Annotated in this window: 20 protein-coding genes and 2 pseudogenes; 9 read left to right on the forward strand and 13 right to left on the reverse strand. The window is 65.7% G+C overall.

Going from position 1 to position 18,467, the window contains the following annotated elements; all coding sequences use genetic code 11:
* Positions 1-34 precede the first annotated feature (34 nt).
* Entirely contained in the window at positions 35-601 is a 567-nt protein-coding gene (locus MSP7336_RS17010; protein ID WP_113964180.1) for a chorismate mutase, read from the forward strand.
* A gap of 1 nt (position 602) precedes the next feature.
* Here MSP7336_RS17010 and MSP7336_RS17015 read toward each other — a convergent pair whose 3' ends face one another.
* The gene (locus tag MSP7336_RS17015; RefSeq protein WP_069396390.1) at positions 603-1,073 is read right to left on the reverse strand and encodes a hypothetical protein; all 471 of its coding nucleotides are present in this window, start codon (positions 1,071-1,073) and stop codon (positions 603-605) included.
* Positions 1,074-1,252: 179 nt separating this feature from the next.
* Between MSP7336_RS17015 and MSP7336_RS17020 the strand changes: the two are divergent.
* From MSP7336_RS17020 to MSP7336_RS17035, 4 genes and pseudogenes are all read left to right on the forward strand, one after another.
* A pseudogene (locus MSP7336_RS17020) lies at positions 1,253-1,619 on the forward strand (DUF6188 family protein).
* A gap of 37 nt (positions 1,620-1,656) precedes the next feature.
* Positions 1,657-2,128: pseudogene (locus tag MSP7336_RS17025) on the forward strand (SRPBCC family protein).
* The gene (locus MSP7336_RS17030; protein ID WP_113964181.1) at positions 2,125-2,955 is read left to right on the forward strand and encodes an SDR family oxidoreductase; all 831 of its coding nucleotides are present in this window, start codon (positions 2,125-2,127) and stop codon (positions 2,953-2,955) included. The pseudogene MSP7336_RS17025 and the gene MSP7336_RS17030 overlap by 4 nt, the downstream one beginning before the upstream one ends.
* On the forward strand, positions 2,952-4,268 hold the full coding sequence (locus MSP7336_RS17035) for a cytochrome P450 (RefSeq protein ID WP_069396392.1): 1,317 nt from the start codon (positions 2,952-2,954) through the stop codon (positions 4,266-4,268). The genes MSP7336_RS17030 and MSP7336_RS17035 overlap by 4 nt, the downstream gene beginning before the upstream one ends.
* A gap of 17 nt (positions 4,269-4,285) precedes the next feature.
* Here MSP7336_RS17035 and MSP7336_RS17040 read toward each other — a convergent pair whose 3' ends face one another.
* Complete coding sequence (locus tag MSP7336_RS17040) at positions 4,286-6,049, reverse strand: CocE/NonD family hydrolase (protein ID WP_244917557.1); 1,764 nt, start codon at positions 6,047-6,049, stop codon at positions 4,286-4,288.
* A gap of 231 nt (positions 6,050-6,280) precedes the next feature.
* On the opposite strand from MSP7336_RS17040, the gene MSP7336_RS17045 reads away from it, so the two are divergent.
* Entirely contained in the window at positions 6,281-6,724 is a 444-nt protein-coding gene (locus tag MSP7336_RS17045) for a limonene-1,2-epoxide hydrolase family protein (RefSeq protein WP_113964999.1), read from the forward strand.
* Here MSP7336_RS17045 and MSP7336_RS17050 read toward each other — a convergent pair.
* From MSP7336_RS17050 to bfr, 7 genes are read right to left on the reverse strand one after another with little or no spacing between them, the layout of a single operon-like run.
* Entirely contained in the window at positions 6,721-7,155 is a 435-nt protein-coding gene (locus MSP7336_RS17050; RefSeq protein WP_113964183.1) for an SRPBCC family protein, read from the reverse strand. The genes MSP7336_RS17045 and MSP7336_RS17050 overlap by 4 nt on opposite strands.
* Entirely contained in the window at positions 7,155-7,997 is an 843-nt protein-coding gene (locus MSP7336_RS17055; protein WP_113964184.1) for a lysophospholipid acyltransferase family protein, read from the reverse strand. The genes MSP7336_RS17050 and MSP7336_RS17055 overlap by 1 nt, the downstream gene beginning before the upstream one ends.
* 28 nt (positions 7,998-8,025) lie before the next feature.
* Complete coding sequence (locus MSP7336_RS17060) at positions 8,026-9,150, reverse strand: amidohydrolase family protein (RefSeq protein ID WP_244917487.1); 1,125 nt, start codon at positions 9,148-9,150, stop codon at positions 8,026-8,028.
* Between the two features lie 2 nt (positions 9,151-9,152).
* The gene (locus tag MSP7336_RS17065; protein WP_113964186.1) at positions 9,153-10,505 is read right to left on the reverse strand and encodes a type I glutamate--ammonia ligase; all 1,353 of its coding nucleotides are present in this window, start codon (positions 10,503-10,505) and stop codon (positions 9,153-9,155) included.
* Between the two features lie 10 nt (positions 10,506-10,515).
* Positions 10,516-11,010, reverse strand: coding sequence for a carboxymuconolactone decarboxylase family protein (locus MSP7336_RS17070; protein WP_069396397.1), 495 nt, complete (start codon positions 11,008-11,010; stop codon positions 10,516-10,518).
* Positions 10,985-13,066: an MDR family MFS transporter gene (locus MSP7336_RS17075; RefSeq protein ID WP_113964187.1), complete on the reverse strand. Its 2,082-nt coding sequence runs from the start codon at positions 13,064-13,066 to the stop codon at positions 10,985-10,987. Before MSP7336_RS17075 ends, MSP7336_RS17070 begins: the two co-directional genes overlap by 26 nt.
* Before the next feature lie 45 nt (positions 13,067-13,111).
* Complete coding sequence (bfr, locus tag MSP7336_RS17080; RefSeq protein WP_069396399.1) at positions 13,112-13,594, reverse strand: bacterioferritin; 483 nt, start codon at positions 13,592-13,594, stop codon at positions 13,112-13,114.
* A 370-nt stretch (positions 13,595-13,964) separates the two neighbouring features.
* Between bfr and MSP7336_RS17085 the strand changes: the two genes are divergently transcribed.
* Entirely contained in the window at positions 13,965-14,150 is a 186-nt protein-coding gene (locus MSP7336_RS17085) for a (2Fe-2S)-binding protein (RefSeq protein ID WP_069396422.1), read from the forward strand.
* Here MSP7336_RS17085 and MSP7336_RS17090 read toward each other — a convergent pair.
* The 4 genes from MSP7336_RS17090 to MSP7336_RS17105 are packed head-to-tail and all read right to left on the reverse strand — an operon-like array spanning position 14,147 to position 17,235.
* A complete protein-coding gene (locus MSP7336_RS17090) occupies positions 14,147-14,905 on the reverse strand; it encodes an enoyl-CoA hydratase/isomerase family protein (protein WP_113964188.1) in 759 nt (252 codons plus the stop codon). The genes MSP7336_RS17085 and MSP7336_RS17090 overlap by 4 nt on opposite strands.
* A complete protein-coding gene (locus MSP7336_RS17095) occupies positions 14,902-15,621 on the reverse strand; it encodes an EthD domain-containing protein (RefSeq protein WP_181786826.1) in 720 nt (239 codons plus the stop codon). Before MSP7336_RS17095 ends, MSP7336_RS17090 begins: the two co-directional genes overlap by 4 nt.
* Before the next feature lie 2 nt (positions 15,622-15,623).
* A complete protein-coding gene (locus MSP7336_RS17100) occupies positions 15,624-16,244 on the reverse strand; it encodes a PaaI family thioesterase (protein ID WP_113964189.1) in 621 nt (206 codons plus the stop codon).
* A gap of 49 nt (positions 16,245-16,293) precedes the next feature.
* Complete coding sequence (locus MSP7336_RS17105; RefSeq protein WP_113964190.1) at positions 16,294-17,235, reverse strand: hydrogen peroxide-inducible genes activator; 942 nt, start codon at positions 17,233-17,235, stop codon at positions 16,294-16,296.
* A 107-nt stretch (positions 17,236-17,342) separates the two neighbouring features.
* Here MSP7336_RS17105 and MSP7336_RS17110 point away from each other — a divergent pair, with 107 nt between their 5' ends.
* On the forward strand, positions 17,343-17,930 hold the full coding sequence (locus MSP7336_RS17110; protein WP_069396066.1) for a peroxiredoxin: 588 nt from the start codon (positions 17,343-17,345) through the stop codon (positions 17,928-17,930).
* On the forward strand, positions 17,930-18,466 hold the full coding sequence (locus tag MSP7336_RS17115) for an alkyl hydroperoxide reductase (protein WP_069396067.1): 537 nt from the start codon (positions 17,930-17,932) through the stop codon (positions 18,464-18,466). Before MSP7336_RS17110 ends, MSP7336_RS17115 begins: the two co-directional genes overlap by 1 nt.
* Position 18,467: the final 1 nt, after the last annotated feature.

The following is an 18,467-nucleotide window of genomic DNA, read 5'->3' on the forward strand; positions in this document are numbered from 1 at the left end:
CCCTAGGCTAACCGGGCCTGGTAGAAATCCGGTCGTGAACTACGGCCGCACTTTTTCCGGGGCGCTCCTCGCGGCGGCCGTGATCGTGGTGGTGGCCGCGGGGCCCGGACGAGCCGACACCGACGACCCGCTGACGGAGTTGGTCGACGCCGCCGCCCAGCGGTTAGCGCTCGCCGACCCGGTTGCGGCCTTCAAATGGCACAGCGCCCTCGCCGTCGAAGACCCGGACCGGGTGCAGCGGGAACTCAGCACGCTAACCGGCAAGGCCACCGCCGCCGGCATCGACCCCGACTACGTCACCGGCGTCATGCAGGACCAGATCAACGCGACCGAATCGCTCGAGTACAGCCGGTTTGCGCAGTGGAAGCTCGACCCGGGTAGCGCACCGGCCGCACCCACCGATCTGTCGGTCTCGCGTGCCACTATCGACGATCTCAATAACGTGATGCTGGCTCAAATCGAGATGCGCTGGGACGTACTGCATTCGCCGGGGTGCGCCGCCCATCTCGACGACGCGCTGGGTCAAGTCAGCAATACCCGCCGGCTCGACGGGCCGTATCAGCAGGCGCTGCGGTTCGCCACGCGCTCGTATTGCCAGTAGTTCAGCCGCCGAGCGCGGCGATCAGTTCCTTGATGCGGGCGGCCTCTTCGTCGGTGGGCGTCTCGTCGGCCTCGATGGCGTCCAGAAGGTCGGCCTGCAACCCGGCGCCGTTGGCGGTTTCCTGCGCGGACAGTTTGGCCCGCCGCCGCGTGACGTACAACTGTTGACCCAGCGTCGCGCCGGGGGCTTCCGCGGCCATTTCCATGAGCTCGTCGTATTGCTTGCGAACCCCGCTCAGTGCCACGATCACCGACGCCGTCGATCTACCGCGGGATGCCGCCTGGGTGAGCGCCGCCTGCAACTTGCGCAGACCAGAGAGGATCACGGCGGCGCGTCCGGAGAACTCGGGATCGCTGGTGTCTGGCAGGGCATCGATCGATGCGGTGAACATCTGCATTGCCGCCTCGACCAAGCTGACAATGACTGGTGCCTCACCGTCATCCAGCGCGCCATCGCCTTTGAACCGACTCATACTTTTCGGGCCTCACTGATCTCCGTGTCGATGGTGATCACTCCAGGTTGATCATGCTGGAGGACCGCTAGAAGACGACGAAACGCTAGCGCGTCTGGTGCGTCGAGACAAGGCGGAGCGTTATGGCGGTGCCCTGTCGAGCTCTTGTGCAGGTGCCTTATAGCGACCAGGGTAAATATATGACTGACCAGAAATTGATCGACCACTGGATGCAGGGCTGTGCGATACAGCGGATCATGTTTCGCGATGGTCTGGTACTGAACTTCGACGATGACAATGAACTCGTCGTCGCGGTACCGCTGCGCCTGACCTTGCCGGCTACCGCCACCGCGCCCCGCGAAGTCGTTAGCATCGACCCGATTGATCCTGCTGTCGAAGAGCGGCAGCTATTTGATTTCTCCGGCGCGACATGCACCGAAGCCGTGTGGGACGACACTGGGAATTTGCATTTGGAATTTGCCGACGGTCCACGGTTACGCCGCCTGCCTGGCACCCGGCAAGGTACGGGTGGTGCGCCACGACGTGCCGGAGAACGGCGGCGACTGAATCCGCCCTCCGTCCACCAACGCGACACCGAACATGCTTGGATCAGATCCATGCAAGGGTCGGCGACGGTTCACATGAAAGCACCAGCGGACAAGATCTGGCAGCTGATCGCAGATGTCCGCAATACCGGACGTTTCTCACCCGAGACGTTCGAGGCGGAGTGGCTTGACGGGGCTGACGGGCCCGCGCTGGGTGCCCGGTTCCGCGGCCACGTCCGACGAAATGAAATTGGGCCGGTGTACTGGACAACGTGCCGGGTCACCGCCTGTGAGCCCGGCCGCGAATTCGGATTCGAGGTTCTTGTCGGCGACCGAGCGGTGAATAACTGGCATTACAAGTTGTCGCCCACCGCGGACGGCACCGATGTGACCGAGTCATTCCGGCTCAATTCGTCTCCGCTGACCACCGTGTATTACTGGCTGTTCGGCGGCTTTTTGCGTCAGCGCCGCAATATCCGCGATATGACCAAGACGCTGCAGCGGATCAAAGATGTCGTAGAGGCACCGTGAAATCCATTTTCATCACCGGTGCCGGCAGCGGAATGGGCCGCGAGGGCGCCAAACTTTTCCACCACAAAGGTTGGCGCGTAGGCGCTGTCGACCGCAGCGATGACGGCCTGGCCACACTGGCCGAGGAGCTGGGTGACGACCGGCTGTGGACCCGAAACGTCGACGTCACCGACAAAGCGGCCCTTCACGGCGCGCTCGCCGACTTCTGCGCAGACAATCCCGGCGGCGGGCTGGACATGATGTGGAACAACGCCGGCATCGGGGCGTCAGGCTGGTTCGAAGACGTGCCCTATGACGCGGCCATGCAGGTGGTCGACGTCAACTTCAAGGCGGTGCTTACCGGTGCGTACGGCGCACTGCCCTACCTCAAGAAGGCGCCGGGCAGCCTGATGTTCTCCACCTCGTCGTCGTCGGGGACTTACGGGATGCCGCGGCTCGCCGTGTACTCGGCAACCAAGCACGCGGTCAAGGGGCTGACGGAAGCCCTCAGCGTGGAATGGAGCCGCCACGGTGTGCGGGTGGCCGACGTGCTTCCGGGCTTGATCGACACGCCCATCCTCACCAACACGCTCGAGCACTCCGAGGACGGTGTGTCGACGCGATCCGCCGAGCAGATTCGGGCCCGCGCACCGAAGCGGGGCCCGTTCAAGTTGATGCCGGCCAGCAGCGTCGCCGAAACCGCCTGGGCGGCATATCACCATCCGAGCCGACTGCACTGGTATGTGCCCCGCGGCATCCGCTCGATCGACCGTCTCAAGGGCATCAGCGCCGAGCTGGTGCGTGGCCGCATCGCCAAAATGCTGCCCGACATAAGCTGGCGTGAGTGAGACAGAAGCTGCACTGGTTTGCCCTACACGGGTTCGTCCGCGGAGCCGCCACCTTCGGTGCCCGGCGAGGTGATCTGCAGGCCCGGTTGATCGCCGATCCAACCGTGAAGACGGACCCGGTGCCCTTTTACGAGGAAGTGCGGGCCCGCGGTCCGCTGGCGCGAACCCGGATCGGATATCTGACCGCCGACCATGCGATCACGCACGAGGTGCTGCGATCAGACGACTTTCGGGTGCTCTCGATCGGATCCAACCTGCCGGCGCCGCTGCGCTGGCTGGAGAGCCGCACCCGCGACGACATGCTCCACCCGCTGCGGCCACCGTCGTTGCTGGCCGTCGAACCTCCCGAGCACACCCGCTATCGAAAGACCGTGTCGTCGGTGTTCACTCCCCGGGCGGTGGCGGCGCTGCGTGACGGGGTCGAGCAGACCGCGCAGACCCTGCTGGATCAACTGGCCGGTGAATCGGACGTCGTCGACATCGTCGCCCGCTACTGCTCGCAGCTTCCCGTCGCAATCATCAGCGACATCTTGGGTGTACCCGAACAGGATCGGCGCCACATCCTGGAGTTCGGCGAACTTGCCGCGCCCAGTTTGGATTTCGGGATCTCATGGCAACAGTACCGGCGCGTGCAGCAAGGGATCGCCGGGTTCAACTCCTGGCTGATCGAGCACCTGCGAGGATTGCGAAGCAGACCAGGCGACGACCTGATGAGTCAGCTGATCCGAACCGCCGAAAGCGGTTCTGCGGAAACCTATCTGGACGAAAACGAGCTCCGGGCAACCGCGGGTTTGGTGCTGGCCGCGGGTTTCGAGACCACGGTGAATCTGTTGGGCAACGGAATCCGCATGCTGATCGATGCGCCAGAGCACCTGCAGACGCTGCGGCAACGCCCGCAGTTGTGGCCCAACGCGGTCGAGGAGATTCTGCGGTTGGAGTCGCCCGTTCAGCTCACCGCACGGATTGCGCGCAACGACACCGAGCTCGCGGGGCGGCCGATCCAGCGCGGCGAGATGGTGGTGCTCTACCTGGGCGCCGCCAACCGCGACCCGGCGGTATTCCCCGACCCGCACCGCTTCGATATCGAGCGAGAGAACGCCGGCAAGCACCTCGCCTTCTCCGGCGGCCGGCACTTCTGCTTGGGCGCGGCGCTTGCCCGCGCCGAGGGTGAAGTGGGATTGCGGGCGTTCTTCGAACGCTTCCCGCAGGCGCGGTCGGCAGGGGCGGGAAGCCGGCGCGATACCCGGGTCCTGCACGGCTGGTCGGCCTTGCCGGTGGCGTTGGGTCCGGCGCGATCGATGGCCGCGCGGTAGCTAACTGATCGCGGCGGTCAGGTCAGGCTGTCGGGATCGGCCAGCGGGACCAGGATGTACGACGGGCTGGGCCCGCCCTGATGGACCTGATAGCTGCCGCCGGCCAGCGCCTTGCGAGCGGGCTTGGTCGGCGCCAGGTTCGGAAAGTCGTACGTGGTCAGGGTGAGCCGCAACCGGTGATCCGGGGCGATCAGCGCGGCGGTCGGGAAGATCTCGACGTCGTAGCGGGTCACCTCGCCGGGCACCACCGGCTTGACGGCGGCGCGGGTGCTCACGTGATGCGGCCGCAGCACCGTGCCGTCGGGCAGATACCAGGTGCGTTCCGGATCCAGCTCGCGGTGCGAGCCGAGCAGCGCTCCCTGCGTGAGCGGTCGGCTGGCGCCGTCGGGCGCGACGTCGTCCAGATAGGCAACCCACAACGTCTCGGTGGTGTTGGCACTCGCGTGCAGCGTCAGCGTGATCGGCCCAACGACCATCCTCGGTACGGTGAACGCGTCAGTGGTGTAGGTGAGTGCCCCGCGCTGCAGGCGCCGGCTGTCCAGGTCGTAGCGGATCCGCCGGCCCTGCTGGCTGGCGAAGAAGCTGTACATGCCCAGCGACCACTGCTCGAAGCTGCGCCCGGCCACCGGACCCCGAGCCTTGTAGTTGAGCGTCACCGTGCAGCTGTCCGGGCCGGGCTCGCGGGTCAGCCGGCTACCGGGCGAGAGGTAGAAGCGGGTGGGGGTCGCTTGCCCGACCGGGTATTCGCGGCCGCGGAACCACTTCGAGCTTCCGATGGCCTGGAAGGTGAAGGGCGACTCGCTCATCGCCGCTTCGGCGTCGTCCTTGAGCCAGTGGTCGAACCAGCGCAATTGCAGGGCGTTCAGGTGCAGTCCGTCGAAGGTGGTGACGTGGTACCACGGCCCCATCATCAGCTGAACACGGTCGGATATCGGCTGGCCGGGCTCCATCGGCGCGTGCGTCGGTCGTCCGGCGAGCGCGTTCTGCAGCGCGGCGTAGTTGAGTGGTTCACCGCGCTGAAACGCGTCGTTCCATCCCCCGACCAGGAAGACGGCCACCCCGTTCGCGGCGATGTCGGCCAGCACGGAGTCCGGGCGCAGGGCATCCCAAAACGGGCCGTCGTAGGCCGTTTCGCCGCCGTTCATCGCGTCGGCGACCAGCGGGCCGAAGTATCTTTGCTGGTCGCGGCCGCGTTGCCGGACGGCGGCCAGTCCACCGGCGCGTGGCCGCGGATGCCTGCCGCGGGTGAGAAACTCCAGCGTCGGGTTGAAGACGTTGAGCAGCCGATACGTCGCGCCGTAGGCCCGCACGGTCCGCAGATGCACGACTCCGCCCATCGCCGCCGCATCACGGTAGAAGTCGTTGGCGGCCATCACCGGGAAGATCGCCTTCAGCGGAGAACCCGGCCCGACGGCGGCCGCGGTGAACAGCTGGTTGACCGCCAGGTAGGAGATGCCGAACATGCCCACCCGACCGTTGGCGTTCGGCAGGGTCGACGCCCACTTGACCAGCTCCGCCCCGTCTTGGGCCTGCCGAGCCCCGAACATCTCGAACGATCCGCCGGAAACCCCGGTCCCACGGACGTCGACCATCACCTCGATGTAGCCCCGCTTGATCAGGTACGGCGTTGCGCCGCCACCGATTTGGGCTGCCGGCGGCGGGGCCTTCTTGCCGTACGGCGTCATCGACAACAGCACGGGGAACGGCCCGGTTGCCCGTTGGCCGGTTTGCGGATCGGTGGGGTAATGAATGTCGGCGCGCAGCACGACACCGTCGCTCATCGGGATCTCGACGTTGTGCCGTATGCCGTGGCCGTAGCGGGCGGGCGGCGGCGTCCAGGGCGAGAACGGCGACGGGCTCTCGGTCCGGGTCCGCGTTTTTGCCGCCGCCCGGCTGACGGCCGCCACCCCCAACGCCAGCAGGGCCAACCCGGCCCAGCGCGCTGTTGCCATTACGTCCTCCCTGGTGCTGCCCCTGACTCTAAAGCGTCGATATATTGAGCGGCTGTGACCATCGACGTCAAGGACACCGTGCGTGCGCTGTGGCGGGCGCTGTCAGATCGGGACTGGGATGCGGTGAAGACGTTTCTGTCGGACGACTGCATCTATATGGATGTGCCGGTCGGGCCGACGCTGGCCGCGCGCGGTCCCGACGACATCGTCAAGCGGATCAGGATCGCATTCGATCCACTGGCGGGTTATGAGAATTACGACGGCCTGTTGGTCGCCAACGGATCCGACGTGATCTACGAGCACTCCGAGAAGTGGACCTGGCCCACCGGCGAGACGGCTTTGCTGCAGTTCGCCACCGTGCACCGGGTGCAAGACGGCAAAGTCGCGCTGTGGAAGGACTACTGGGATATGGGCACGATGCTGCGCCAGGCGCCCGCCACCTGGCTGGAGGACCTGGCCGGCACCGACAACTCCTGGATCTTCGACGCGACGGGGCTTGTCTAAGCTTCGGCCAGCGCCTTGAGCCGCTCCAGAGTGCGTGCGGCGTTGCGGCCCACCTGGCGCACCGCGACCCGGTCGGCGATGTAGCCCAGGATTCCGCCGGGCGCTTGATAGGACAGCCGGAACGTCACCTTGGTCTGGCCGTCGTGGCCGTCGCGCAGCCGGATCCGGCCGCGCAGGTTGACTCCGGTGATGCCGACCCAGGCCAGGTCGCGCCGCTCGTCGAACTCGACGACCTCGATCAGACCGCCGACCGGCACCGAACCGATCTTCCAGTGCACGGTGTAGCGGGCGCCCACGCCGGCGGGCTGGTCGTTGGCGCTCTCCCAGCGCTCCAGGCTGGTCATGAACGTCGGATAGCAGTCCGGGTCGCTCACGATCTTCCAGACCGCACCGCGGTCCGCGTCGATCACACACCGGCGTTCGACGCGCATCAGCCGATCACCGGGAATCGCCGTTGCGCGGCGAGTCGATCCACGCCGGCCTGCAGGCTGGCGATGACTTTGTCATGCACCGCCTGGTCTTGGACATCCGTGTCGTCGACTTCGATCGGTTCTTGCACTTCGATCGTGATCTTGGCGGGCAACGGAAGGTGTCCGGCCAAGTCGCTGATGTTCAGACCCCAAGGCAGGGCCAGCGAGATTGGAATGCTCTTGAGCCGCAACAGCTTATCGGTCATAAGCAGCCTGGCCAGCCATTGCCCTCGGCTGATGAACAGCGCGCTTTCCTGGCCGCCCACGCTGGCCACCGGGACGATCGGCACGCCGGCCTCGCGAGCCAGCCGGACATAGCCCATCCTGCCGCCGAAATCGACTTTGTGTCGTTCCCATGACGGCCGGAAGACTTCGTAGTCCCCGCCGGGATAGACCAGCAGTGCCGCGCCGCATTCCAGGGCGAGTCGGGCGTTTTCGTGGTTGGCGGCGACGGTGCCGAATTTCCGTAGCCAGCCCAACGGCGGCGCGGAGACGACCAGGTTGTGCGCCAGCTGGTAAAACGGCCGCTCGACGCCGAAGTAGGAGCAGAACGCGAGCGTGAAGACGAACGTATCGGGCGGCACGTTGCCGCCGCTGTGATTTCCGACCAGCAGGACCGGCCCGTCGACGGGTATGCGATCCATGCCGCGCACGTCGGCCCGAAAGTACAGCGACGCCAGCAGCCAGGTACCCGGCAGTTGGTCGCGAATGTAATCGGGATCGCGCTGGTCGAGATCGGCCTTGGGCACCCGCGACGCCACTTGCCTGCGAGTCCACTCCAGTACATCCGCCAGGCCGGCCATACCGGTTTGTACCCGTGGTGGGGCGGCTTTATACCCGCTCGACAGCGTCCAGGCGGTAGATGCGCGCCGCGTTGGCGTGGGCGATCAGGTCCACCACCCGGATGGCATCCGCCTCGCTCCAGTCATCCTCGGCGACGAAGCCGCTGAGCACCCGATGGATACCGTTGCGCCACAACGCCGAACCGAGGAAATGCAGCTCCGGCGGGCCGAACCCGTCCGAGGAGTAAACGATCTTGCGAAACGGCGCCAGCTCCAGCAGCCGCCCGATGAACGGCGCAGCCCGGGCGCCCAGATAGTTGATGGACAGCCCGCCGTCGACGTAGACGTTGTTGAATGCCTGCGCCAGATAGCCGGCTTCGCGTTCGTAGGGATAGCAGTGCAGCAGCACGATCGGGGTGTCGCCGGACTGCCGGAGGAAGTCGAGCAGATATAGCGGGTTGGCCTTGCGCAGGTCGCAGTCCCGGTCGCCGAAGCCGACGTGGAATTGCAGCGGCTTGCCCACGCGCAGCGCCTGGTGCAGCCCAAAGCGCAGCAGCACTCGGTCGCTGAGCCGGGTACCGCCGTTGTCGCGCCAGCGGCTGGCGGCCTCGGCGACCTGGGCCGCGGACGGCTCGGACAGATCGCCCACGAATCCCCCGCGATAGGCCAGGATCGACTTGGTGCCGACGGCGCCGGCGGCGCGCCGGTGCAGAATCTCCTCGAACGCCGACGCGTACTCGCCCGGCGTGGCCGCGGCTTGCTCGGCCACTTGCTCGAGCCGCACCACCTCATGGGCGCGGCCGGCGGACACATCGGCCAGTTGCGCGACGTCGGCGACGCCGTCGGCGTAGCCGGTGTCCACCAGCCAATCGGTGACTTTCGCCGCGCGCAGGAAAAGCCGGGCCAGCTCGAGCTCGCCGACTTGACCGCGGCGATTCCAATAGTCGTCGGGTTCAGCGTGTTTCGGCAGGCCAAGCAGCGGAGCGCAGTGGGCACGAACGGCAAAACCGAGTTGCGAGTCGAATGCGGTGTCGAAGTCGGCGAGCGGTTCGGTGTTGGCTTCGTTGAGCCCGTTCTCGAATTGCCGCCGATCCCTATGCGCCAACCAGCAACCGTGGACGTGCTGGTCGATCAACGAAACCTCGGCGATGTGGGTCGCTAGTGCGCCGGGCACCCTCACACACTCCAGGCCATCCGGAACTTGTCCGCGAGCTCCTCAGGGCTCAGGCTGCCGTAGCGCTCATGTTCCAGACGACGCACGGCCACCACAACGTCGACGGCGGCATCGCCGAGAATGCTGCGCATACGAGTCGAATTATCAAGTGCTGCAATTACTTCTGGCTGCTTCTGGGGCAGGCGGAGGATGCCTTCGCGGTTGCGGTCGGCATCGGTGAACGTCGCCGGGTCCACGGTGGTCTCCGGCGGCAACACGCAGTTCGATTTGATGCCCTCCAGCGCAAGCCCGAGGATCGCCGCCGAGGCGAAATACGGGTTCGCCGAAGCGTCAACCACTTTCACCTCGACGTTCCCGCCGTACGGATTGGCTGGCCCGCCACGGACGAATCGGAGGGCGGCTTCCCGATTTTCAGCGCCCCAGCATGTGTATGCGCCGGCCCAGTTGCCCGGGCGGGTTCGCAATCCGGACACGATCGACCCGCACAACAGGCCTTGCGCCTCGGGCAGGCCGGCCAGCACACCGGCCAGAGCGCACTCCCCCGCGGCCGTCATTCCGTGCACGCCCGTTCCGTCGGAGAACAGCGGTCCGTCGGCGGTCTTTAAAGAGAAGTGTTGGTGTGCACCCGATCCCACATTGTCAGCGAACGGCGCAGGCGAAAAGCTGACCTGCATGCCATAGCGGCGGGCCACCCGGCCGATGATGAGCCGGATCAGCACCAGCTGATCAGCGGCGGCTACCGGTGGTTGCGGCGCCAACGAGATTTCGAACTGATTGATGCCGTACTCCGGATGGAGTTGCTCTATTCCGATCCCGGCCGTGGTGGCGGCCGCGGAGACGTCACGAATGAATGCCTCGTGCTCGAGGATTCCAGCCAGGCCGTACGGTGCCCACACCTGGGACGGCAGCCGACTGCCGTCCGGATTGACCAGCACGAACTCGATTTCGTGACCGATGACCGCATCGATGCCCTCGGCTGCCAGTGCCGCCTGGACGCGGGCCAGGGTTGCGCGGCTACACGCCGCAACCGGTGTACCGTCCTGCTCGAAGAATCCGCCTGGCGCCCAGGCTAACCCGTCGCCGATCATCCGCAGGGCGGACAGGTCGGCGCGGACGCGCTGATCGCCGACTACACCGATGCTCTCGGTGAACGCTATGCCGGTTTGATCGATCGCGAAGGCATGCCAGACCAGACTGGCGCCCATCCCCGGCTCGGCAAAGGTGTTGGTGCGACGCAGTGGAACCGTCTTGGCCAGGATGAGCCCGGCGGGATTGACAACAGTGCCGATGACCGCCTCCACCCCTTCGCCCTCCAGCTGCGCGATCGCGGCGGCAGCAAGTGGGGTGGTGCTCACGCGCGGTGTGTCAGGCCCGACTGGGCAACGTGAACTTGCAGCTTTGGCCGATGTCCAGGGTGCGCAGTACCCGCCCCATCCCGATCCAGAGCGCACACGACAAGGCCAGATCGGCGAGCAACTCGTCGGAAAAGTGCTCTTTGCAACGGGTCCAGAAGTCCTCGTCGTCGCGTAACACGGTGTGTTCGGTGGCGAAGCGGTGCGCGAATTCGGCCGCCAGCCGCTCCTGTTCGCTGAATCCCGGCCAGGTACGCCACTGCAGAGCGTGGTCGTAGAGTTCTTCGTCAACTCCTGCGGCGGGTCCGTCGCCGTCGCGGGTGTTGAGGCAGACCTCGCACTCGTTGTCGTGGGCGATGACCACCCTGGCGAGTTCGCGCGTGCGCATCGGCAGGCGATTGCGGTTGTAGACGGCGTCGCTGAATGCGCCGAGTGCCCCACCGAGTTCGGGAGATTTCACGAACCAGCCGGCCAGGTCGTCGTCAGCGAATGTTCCGATTCGGCTCATGCCGAGATCGTACGCTGTGTGGCGCGCTCGCAGAGTGCCAATCGCGTTGAGCGACAACTCGGTGCGCGATCCGGTCGAGAGCCGCTTCGACCTGAGCCCGGTCCGGCGGTCCCGCAAAGCCGGGAACCCGGGTCAGTTTGTCCATGACCCAGTCGCGGATCAGCCCGGACACGAAGTCGACCTGCTGGGCTCCCGACGGCGTGAGCCATAGCCGGTCGACGTCGCGCATCGCGTACCCGGCGGCTACCACACTGTCGACGACGGGTTCAAGGACTTCGTACGGCACGCCCACGTCGTTGGCGATATCGGTCAGCCGTGCTGTGCCGAACATCCGCGCATATCGGTGGATCCGCAAGACGGCCCACAACCCCGCGACATCGAGTCGACAATCGGGACGCATGGCTATGCTGCGCAGCCGCATTCCAGGCTCGCCCTGCAGCATGCGCCCGATCGCGGCCTCCAGCATCTCCTCGGACGACTGGCCCGTCGGCATCGCGAACCCGTCGCCGAGGTCGGCGGGCGTGTTGCCCATGCCGCGAAGCGGGATCTCGCGCAAGAACAGTGCCAACACCAAACCGACCGCGGCGACCGGTGCCGCCCATCCGAACACCTTGGACAGCGCGTCGGCGTAGGCGCCCACGATCGGGCCCGCGGTCTGGGCCGACAGCCCGTGCAACAGCCCCGGCGAACTCGCCGCGGCGGCAGGCGCCCCGCTGGCGCTCAGCGCCGGACCCAGTCGACTCTGCAGGAAGTTGGTGAACAGCGAGCCGAAGATCGCGGCGCCGAACGAGCTGCCGATGGTGCGGAAGAACGTCACACCCGAGGTGGCGACACCCAGGTCGTCGAAGCTCGAGGTGTTCTGCACGACCAGAACGAGGACCTGCATACACAGCCCGATCCCGGCACCCAGGATGACCAAGTACAGCGACTGCACCAGCGCCGACGTCGAGGGCCCCATCCGTGAGAGCAGGACGAAAGCGATCACCATGACGGCCGTCCCCGCGATCGGGAAAAGCTTGTACCGGCCGGTGCGGCCGACCAGGATGCCGCTGACCATCGAGGTGGTCAACATGCCGATCACCATCGGAAGCGTGCGAAGACCAGAGGCAGTAGCCGATACGCCATCCACGAACTGCATATACGTCGGCAGGAACGTCAACGCGCCCAGCATCGCGAAGCCCACCACGAACGACAGCACACAGCAGACGGTGAATACCGGATTACCGAAGAGCCGAATCGGCAAAATCGGTGCGGCGGAGCGAGTCTCAACCCACATGAACATGCCCAGCGCGACCGCAGACCCGACGAATAGGGCGATGATCGGCGCCGATCCCCACGGATAAGTAGTGCCGCCCCAACTGGTGGCCAAGGTCAGCCCCGCGGCGCCCAGCCCGATGAAGATGATTCCGACGTAGTCGATGACGGGTTTGGCGCGCTCGGCGAGGGTAGGGATGGTCGCGGTGGCCACCGCTAACACCACCGCCGACACCGGCAGGTTGATCCAGAATGCCCACCGCCAGGTCAGGTGATCGGTGAAATAGCCGCCCAACAAGGGACCGACCACCGTGGTGACGCCGAACACCGCCCCCAACGCACCCTGATACCGGCCACGTTCGCGCAGCGGGATGACCTCGCCGATGAGCGCGATCGCGGTCACGGTCAGGCCGCCGCCGCCGACGCCCTGGACCGCGCGAGCGAGCACCAACATGATCATCGACCGCGATAGGCCGCACAGCACCGACCCGACGACGAAAAACACGATTGCGGACAGGAAGACCGCCTTGCGGCCGAACAGGTCGCCCAGTTTGCCAACGAGCGCCGTGACGATCGTCGAGGCCAGCAGATAACTGGTGACGACCCAGGACTGATGGCCGGCTCCGCCGAGGTCGGCGACGATGGTCGGCAGTGCGGTCGCCACGATCGTCTGGTCGAGTGCGGCAAGCAGCATGCCGAGCATGATTGCCAGGAAGATCAGGTTGCGCCGCTGCGTGCTGACCAGCGTGTTATCCAGCGCATCTGGCGGTCGTGCGGTCGTCGGCGCAGCCGGTACCGTCATGTCAAAGTTAGTTGCCCGAACGGAGCGACCCCAATCGCCGCCGTGTCAGGTGGTGGGCGGCCGGGCGACACACTGAGCGGAGTAGAGCTGCTCGCCCAACTTGTCCATCAACTCCAGCTGGGTCTGCAGGTAGTCGATGTGGCCTTCCTCGTCGGCCACGATCTTCTCGAAAATGGTGGCCGTGGTGCTGTCCTGTTTCTCCCGACAGAAAATGATCGCCGGTCGGAGACGGTTGACGACCTCGTATTCCAGGGCCAGGTCGCTTTCGAACTGCTCACGCAGCGTCTGGCCGACGCGTAACGATCCGATGCGCTGATAGTTCGGCAGGCCGTCGAGCAGCAGAATGCGGTCGGTGACCGTCTCGGCGTGCCGCATCTCGTCGAACGACTCTTCCCGGGTGCGGCTCGCCAGTTCGGTAAAGCCCCAATTTTCCTGCATTTTGGAGTGCAAAAAGTATTGATTGATCGCGGTGAGCTCACTGGTCAATTGCTCATTTAGCAGTCGCAAAACGTCAGGATCGCCCTGCATTCTCGCTCCTCTATGTAGCTGGCGCCGCGCTGGTCACGCGTACGCTACCGCAGACGAAAGCTGTTGTCACCCAAGGTAATACTCACTCAGGCGAGCGTTGCCTAACTAAAGCAAGGCTATGTTGAGTAACAAACTCCGACCCACCGTTGATCGGCGGCCACAAGTCCGTTGCGTGTGACGAGAAATTTCCTCAGTGGGAAAAATCGGTCGGACATAATCTCGGCGGCATACCCGGCGACGTCCGATCCGGGCGGGCCGCGGCCCGCCCGGGGTGACTTAGGTTAGACTGCACTAACCGACTTAGGTTAGACTCCACTAATATGCGAGCTGTTCAGTTGGGCGGCGACGCCGGATCGGCAGGGGTGTGCTGATGTACGTGTGCCTTTGTGTGGGGGCGACCAGCCAAACTGTGGCTGAGTGCGTGTCGCGTGGGGCGTCGACATCCAAAGAGGTGGCCGCCGCGTGCGGGGCGGGCGCCGACTGTGGCCGCTGCCGGCACACGTTGCGGGCGATCATCGCGGCCGGCTCGCAACTGGAGACCAGCGGCGCTCGCTAATCCGCTCTTTTTCGATCGGTGAAATCGGCCAATGCCGCAGCGTTGGCCTGCGCCCCCATCAACTCGGCGAAGTGAGCGTTCTCCCGCGCGGACGCGGCGGCGATCTCGGGGCGAGCCGGGTCGACGATGGTGCTTTTGACCGCCATCAGACTAGGGAGCGGCCGGGACGCAAGGATTTCGGCATGCCGGCGGGCATCTGCCAGCAGCTCTGATGGCTCGCACACCTTCCAGACCAAGCCCATCCGCAACGCCTCCTCGGCGTTCACCCATTCCGACGACATCAGCAGCCACGCGGCGTTTTGCCGGCCGATCAGCTGCGGCAACAGATACGACGACGCGGCTTCCGGGGCGACGCCCAGGCTGGTGAACGGGCATTTCAGCCGGGCCGTCGACGACATGAAGGCCAGGTCGGCGTAGCCGAGGATGGTGGCGCCGATGCCGACCCCGACGCCGTTCACCGCGCAGATCAGCGGCTTGGGGAACCGGCTCAGCGCGTCGATCATCGCGGTGAAGTTGGATTCGCCGCCCAGGTCCGGGTCGGTGATCCGGGCCTGCATCTCTTTGAGGTCGTTGCCGGCGCTGAATGCGCGCCCAGCCCCGGTCAGCAGCACGACGGCCACGTCCGGGTCGGCGGCGGCCGCATCGAGCGCCTCGGCAGTCGCGGCGTACAGCGCCTCGTTGAAGGCGTTGAGTGATTCCGGCCGGTTCAGGGTGAGGGTGCGCACCCGGTTGTCGTCCTCGATCTGCAATATCACGGCTGCCTCCTATGCGCTTTTGCGCTGAACGGTGATTTCAGCACGTAGCGGCTGGTCGGCACCGTGTCGATGTTCTCGTTGGCGCCGAAGGCTGCGGTGCTGGCGACCATTCGGTCTAGTCGATCCCGCAGATCGGCGTCGTCGGCGGCGCCGAAGAAGGCCTTCAGATCGGATATCGCCTCGATAGGAAACAACTCTTCGACAATTCCCGCGATGGGCGGCGCGTCCGGCGTCAGTGCGCGCACCACCGCGTTCTGGGTGTAGCCGAACGTCGCCTGGGTCTGGATCGCCACCGCGGTGTGATCGTGCTGCCAGCGGCGCAGCCAGGTCTCTTGGTCTAGCTCGGCAGGCCGGCGCAACAGGGCAATGTTGGCCAAACCCGTTGTGCGGCTACCGAGTTCGGGTGGTGCTGCCAGCGGAACCGACTCGGTGACCAGGTAGGCGGCCAGTAGTTCACACTCGGCTTGCAGCAGTGTGAGCGCCGTCGCTATCTGCTCGCCGTAGCATTGCTGCGTCCACATGCTCACCACGGCGGCCGCCGGCGGGTCCAGTGTCGTCAAGGTCATCAGTGAGTCGCGGACGGCGCTGTCGCGAACGTTGACGGCCAGACCTTGGATACCCAGCCGCAGCAGCTCATCGGCGACCGGGCCACGCTGACGCGCGCACCAGTCGTCGTCGCGGTCCGCGGCCCGCAGCACAGCGATGACTTTCTCCATCGCTATCGCGCCCAGCGGGGTTTGATGAACACGCCCTCGGCATGCACCGTGATGCCCTCATCGTCGGCGAGATGACCTGCGGCGAAGGTCTTCACCCCATCGACGCGGGTGGTCATCGCCTCCGCACGCAACCGGCCCAGTCGGGTGGCCCGCACATAGCGCAGGGTAAGGGTTCCCGTCAGTCGGGGAGAGATGCCGTCGCTGGCCGCTTCGCCGAGCACATGATCGAGGATCAGCGCCGCTACTCCCCCATGCACGTGGCCGGGCGGGCCCTCATATGCGGCCCCCAGCTCCAAGTCGCACCACACGCCGCCGGACGGGTCGTGAGTGATCACCAGCGGCGGCGCGATCGGGTTTCGCGTTCCGATCACGACGTTGCCCCACGTTATCTGCCGCCCGGCGTCGCGATAGCGCACGCCGAATGAGCCTTCAAGTTGCTTGCTGCGCAAGCGTGCTGTGGCTGAATCGATTTCGGCTTTAGCCGCAGCAACCGCGTCTTCGTCCACTTCGGTACGGATGGTGGCGTCGATCAACTCGCGAACCGACTGGGTCAGCGGCTCGTAGATTCCGCGTAGCCGGTCGAGATCCTCGGCGCTGGTGTTGTCCGCGGTGAAGTCCAGCATGACAGCAACTAGAACACGTTCTCACTCGTCGGCGACAAGGGGGTGTCGGTTACGCCGCTTTGACCAGCCGGACCGGCTGATCGGCGCTGACCAGCTCACCGATGATTTCTGCCATCCGCCGGTACGGCGCCTCCCGGCCGCTCGAGGACCGATACACCAGCCCGATGCGTCGTCCCGGCCGGGGATTGGCGAACTGCGCCAGCCCGAGCCGGCTGCGGGCCGCTTCGACCGGCACGGCGCTTTGCGGTATCAGCGTCACCCCCAGCCCGCCCGTCACGCACTGCACCGCGGTGGCCAACGATGCGGCCCGGGTGTTGGCAAGCTCGGCGCGCACGCCGGCCTTACGGCAGACGTCGAGCGCTTGGTCGCGCAGGCAGTGGCCCTCGTCGAGCAACAACAACGGCAGCTGCGCCAGGGCGGTGGGCGGCACCCGCTGCTTACCGGACAACGGATGTCCCGGTGGCAGCGCCAGCACGAAGTCCTCCTCGTAAATGGGGATTTCGCTGATCCCGCCCGCTTCGGCCGGCAAGGCGATCAGCGCGGCGTCGAGCGAGCCTTCCCGCAGCGCGGCCAGCAGCCGTTCGGTCTGGTCCTCGATCACGCGCAAGGTCAGCTCGGGCAGCCGCTCGGCCAGGCCGGCCAGCATCGTCGGCAACACATAGGGCGCGACCGTTGGGATCAGGCCCAACCGCATGTCGCCCTGCAGAGGGTCGGATGCCCCGGCGGCCGCCGCGGCGAACGCCGACACCGCTTCGACGACTGTTTGCGCGTACGGCAGCAGCTGTCGGCCCTCGGCAGTCAAGAAGACACGCCGGGTGGACCGCTCGACCAGCTGGACGCCCAGGCCTGCCTCCAGCGCCGACAGCGCCTGCGACAGCGTCGACTGGCTGACCCCGAGAGTTGTTGCAGCGCTGCTGAAGTGCTGCTTTTCAGCCACCGCGACAAATGCCCGGAGGCCGGCGATGGTGGGTTGATAACTCTTATCGGCCATGCCTATTAGTATAGTGGGAAATATCACCTTTTATTTAGAGTGTTGACGAGGCAGACTGGAGTCAATCCAGAGTTGCGAGTAGATCCGATCTTGATCGAGGAGGAAACATGGCCCTGCTGACCATCGGCGACCAGTTCCCGGCCTACCGGTTGACCGCACTGATCGGTGGCGATCTGTCCAAGGTCGACGCCAAAGAGCCGGGCGACTATTTCACCACCATCACAAGCGACGACCACAAGGGCAAGTGGCGGGTGATCTTCTTCTGGCCGAAGGACTTCACCTTCGTGTGCCCGACCGAGATCGCCGCATTCGGCAAGCTGAACGACGAGTTCGAGGACCGCGACGCGCAGGTGCTCGGCGTCTCGGTGGACAGCGAGTTCGTGCACTTCCAGTGGCGCGTGCACCACGAGGATCTGAAGAACCTGCCGTTCCCGATGCTGTCGGACATCAAGCGCGAGCTGGTCGAGGCCACCGGGGTGCTCAACGACGAAGGTGTCGCCGACCGGGTGACATTCATCGTCGACCCCAACAACGAGATTCAGTTCGTGTCAGCGACAGCGGGTTCGGTGGGCCGCAATGTCGACGAGGTGCTGCGGGTGCTTGACGCGTTGCAGTCCGACGAGCTGTGCGCCTGCAACTGGCGCAAGGGCGACCCGACCATCGACGCCGGCGAAGAGCTGCGGAAGTCGGCCTGATGGGCATCAACGACCTGAAGGACGCCCTGCCCGACTACGCCAAAGATCTCAAGCTCAATCTGGGGTCGATAACCCGGACCACCGTGCTGGGCGAGGAGCAGCTCTGGGGCACGCTTTTGGCCAGCGCGGCTGCGACGCGAAACGAGCGGGTGCTGAGCGAGATTGGCGCTGAGGCAGCGGATTATCTGTCGGCTGAGGCGTACCAGGCGGCCCTTGGTGCGGCGTCGATCATGGGCATGAACAACGTGTTCTATCGCGGCCGGGGGTTCCTGGACGGCGCCTACGACGACCTGCGCCCCGGGCTGCGGATGAACATCATCGGCAATCCCGGCGTCGACAAAGCCAATTTCGAGTTGTGGTCGTTCGCGGTGTCGTCGATCAATGGGTGCGCACACTGCGTGGCGGCGCATGAGCACACGCTGCGCGAAGCCGGGGTCGGCAGGGAGGCGATCTTCGAGGCGCTGAAGGTCGCTGCCATCGTCGCCGGCGTGGCGCAGGCGATCACGACCGCTCAGACTCTGGCGGCCGCCGGGTAAC

Source organism: Mycobacterium shimoidei (assembly GCF_900417275.1).
Lineage (GTDB): Bacteria > Actinomycetota > Actinomycetes > Mycobacteriales > Mycobacteriaceae > Mycobacterium > Mycobacterium shimoidei.

What these genes read in the sequence shown, in the direction of transcription:
- MSP7336_RS17015 (WP_069396390.1), bottom strand. Translation starts at nt 1,073, where the DNA reads ATGAGTCGGTTCAAAGGCGATGGCGCGCTGGATGACGGTGAGGCACCA.
- MSP7336_RS17040 (WP_244917557.1), bottom strand. Translation starts at nt 6,049, where the DNA reads ATGAGCGACGGTGTCGTGCTGCGCGCCGACATTCATTACCCCACCGAT.
- MSP7336_RS17050 (WP_113964183.1), bottom strand. Translation starts at nt 7,155, where the DNA reads ATGCGCGTCGAACGCCGGTGTGTGATCGACGCGGACCGCGGTGCGGTC.
- MSP7336_RS17055 (WP_113964184.1), bottom strand. Translation starts at nt 7,997, where the DNA reads ATGGCCGGCCTGGCGGATGTACTGGAGTGGACTCGCAGGCAAGTGGCG.
- MSP7336_RS17070 (WP_069396397.1), bottom strand. Translation starts at nt 11,010, where the DNA reads ATGAGCCGAATCGGAACATTCGCTGACGACGACCTGGCCGGCTGGTTC.
- MSP7336_RS17075 (WP_113964187.1), bottom strand. Translation starts at nt 13,066, where the DNA reads ATGACGGTACCGGCTGCGCCGACGACCGCACGACCGCCAGATGCGCTG.
- bfr (WP_069396399.1), bottom strand. Translation starts at nt 13,594, where the DNA reads ATGCAGGGCGATCCTGACGTTTTGCGACTGCTAAATGAGCAATTGACC.
- MSP7336_RS17085 (WP_069396422.1), top strand. Translation starts at nt 13,965, where the DNA reads ATGTACGTGTGCCTTTGTGTGGGGGCGACCAGCCAAACTGTGGCTGAG.
- MSP7336_RS17095 (WP_181786826.1), bottom strand. Translation starts at nt 15,621, where the DNA reads ATGGAGAAAGTCATCGCTGTGCTGCGGGCCGCGGACCGCGACGACGAC.
- MSP7336_RS17100 (WP_113964189.1), bottom strand. Translation starts at nt 16,244, where the DNA reads ATGCTGGACTTCACCGCGGACAACACCAGCGCCGAGGATCTCGACCGG.
- MSP7336_RS17105 (WP_113964190.1), bottom strand. Translation starts at nt 17,235, where the DNA reads ATGGCCGATAAGAGTTATCAACCCACCATCGCCGGCCTCCGGGCATTT.
- MSP7336_RS17110 (WP_069396066.1), top strand. Translation starts at nt 17,343, where the DNA reads ATGGCCCTGCTGACCATCGGCGACCAGTTCCCGGCCTACCGGTTGACC.
- MSP7336_RS17115 (WP_069396067.1), top strand. Translation starts at nt 17,930, where the DNA reads ATGGGCATCAACGACCTGAAGGACGCCCTGCCCGACTACGCCAAAGAT.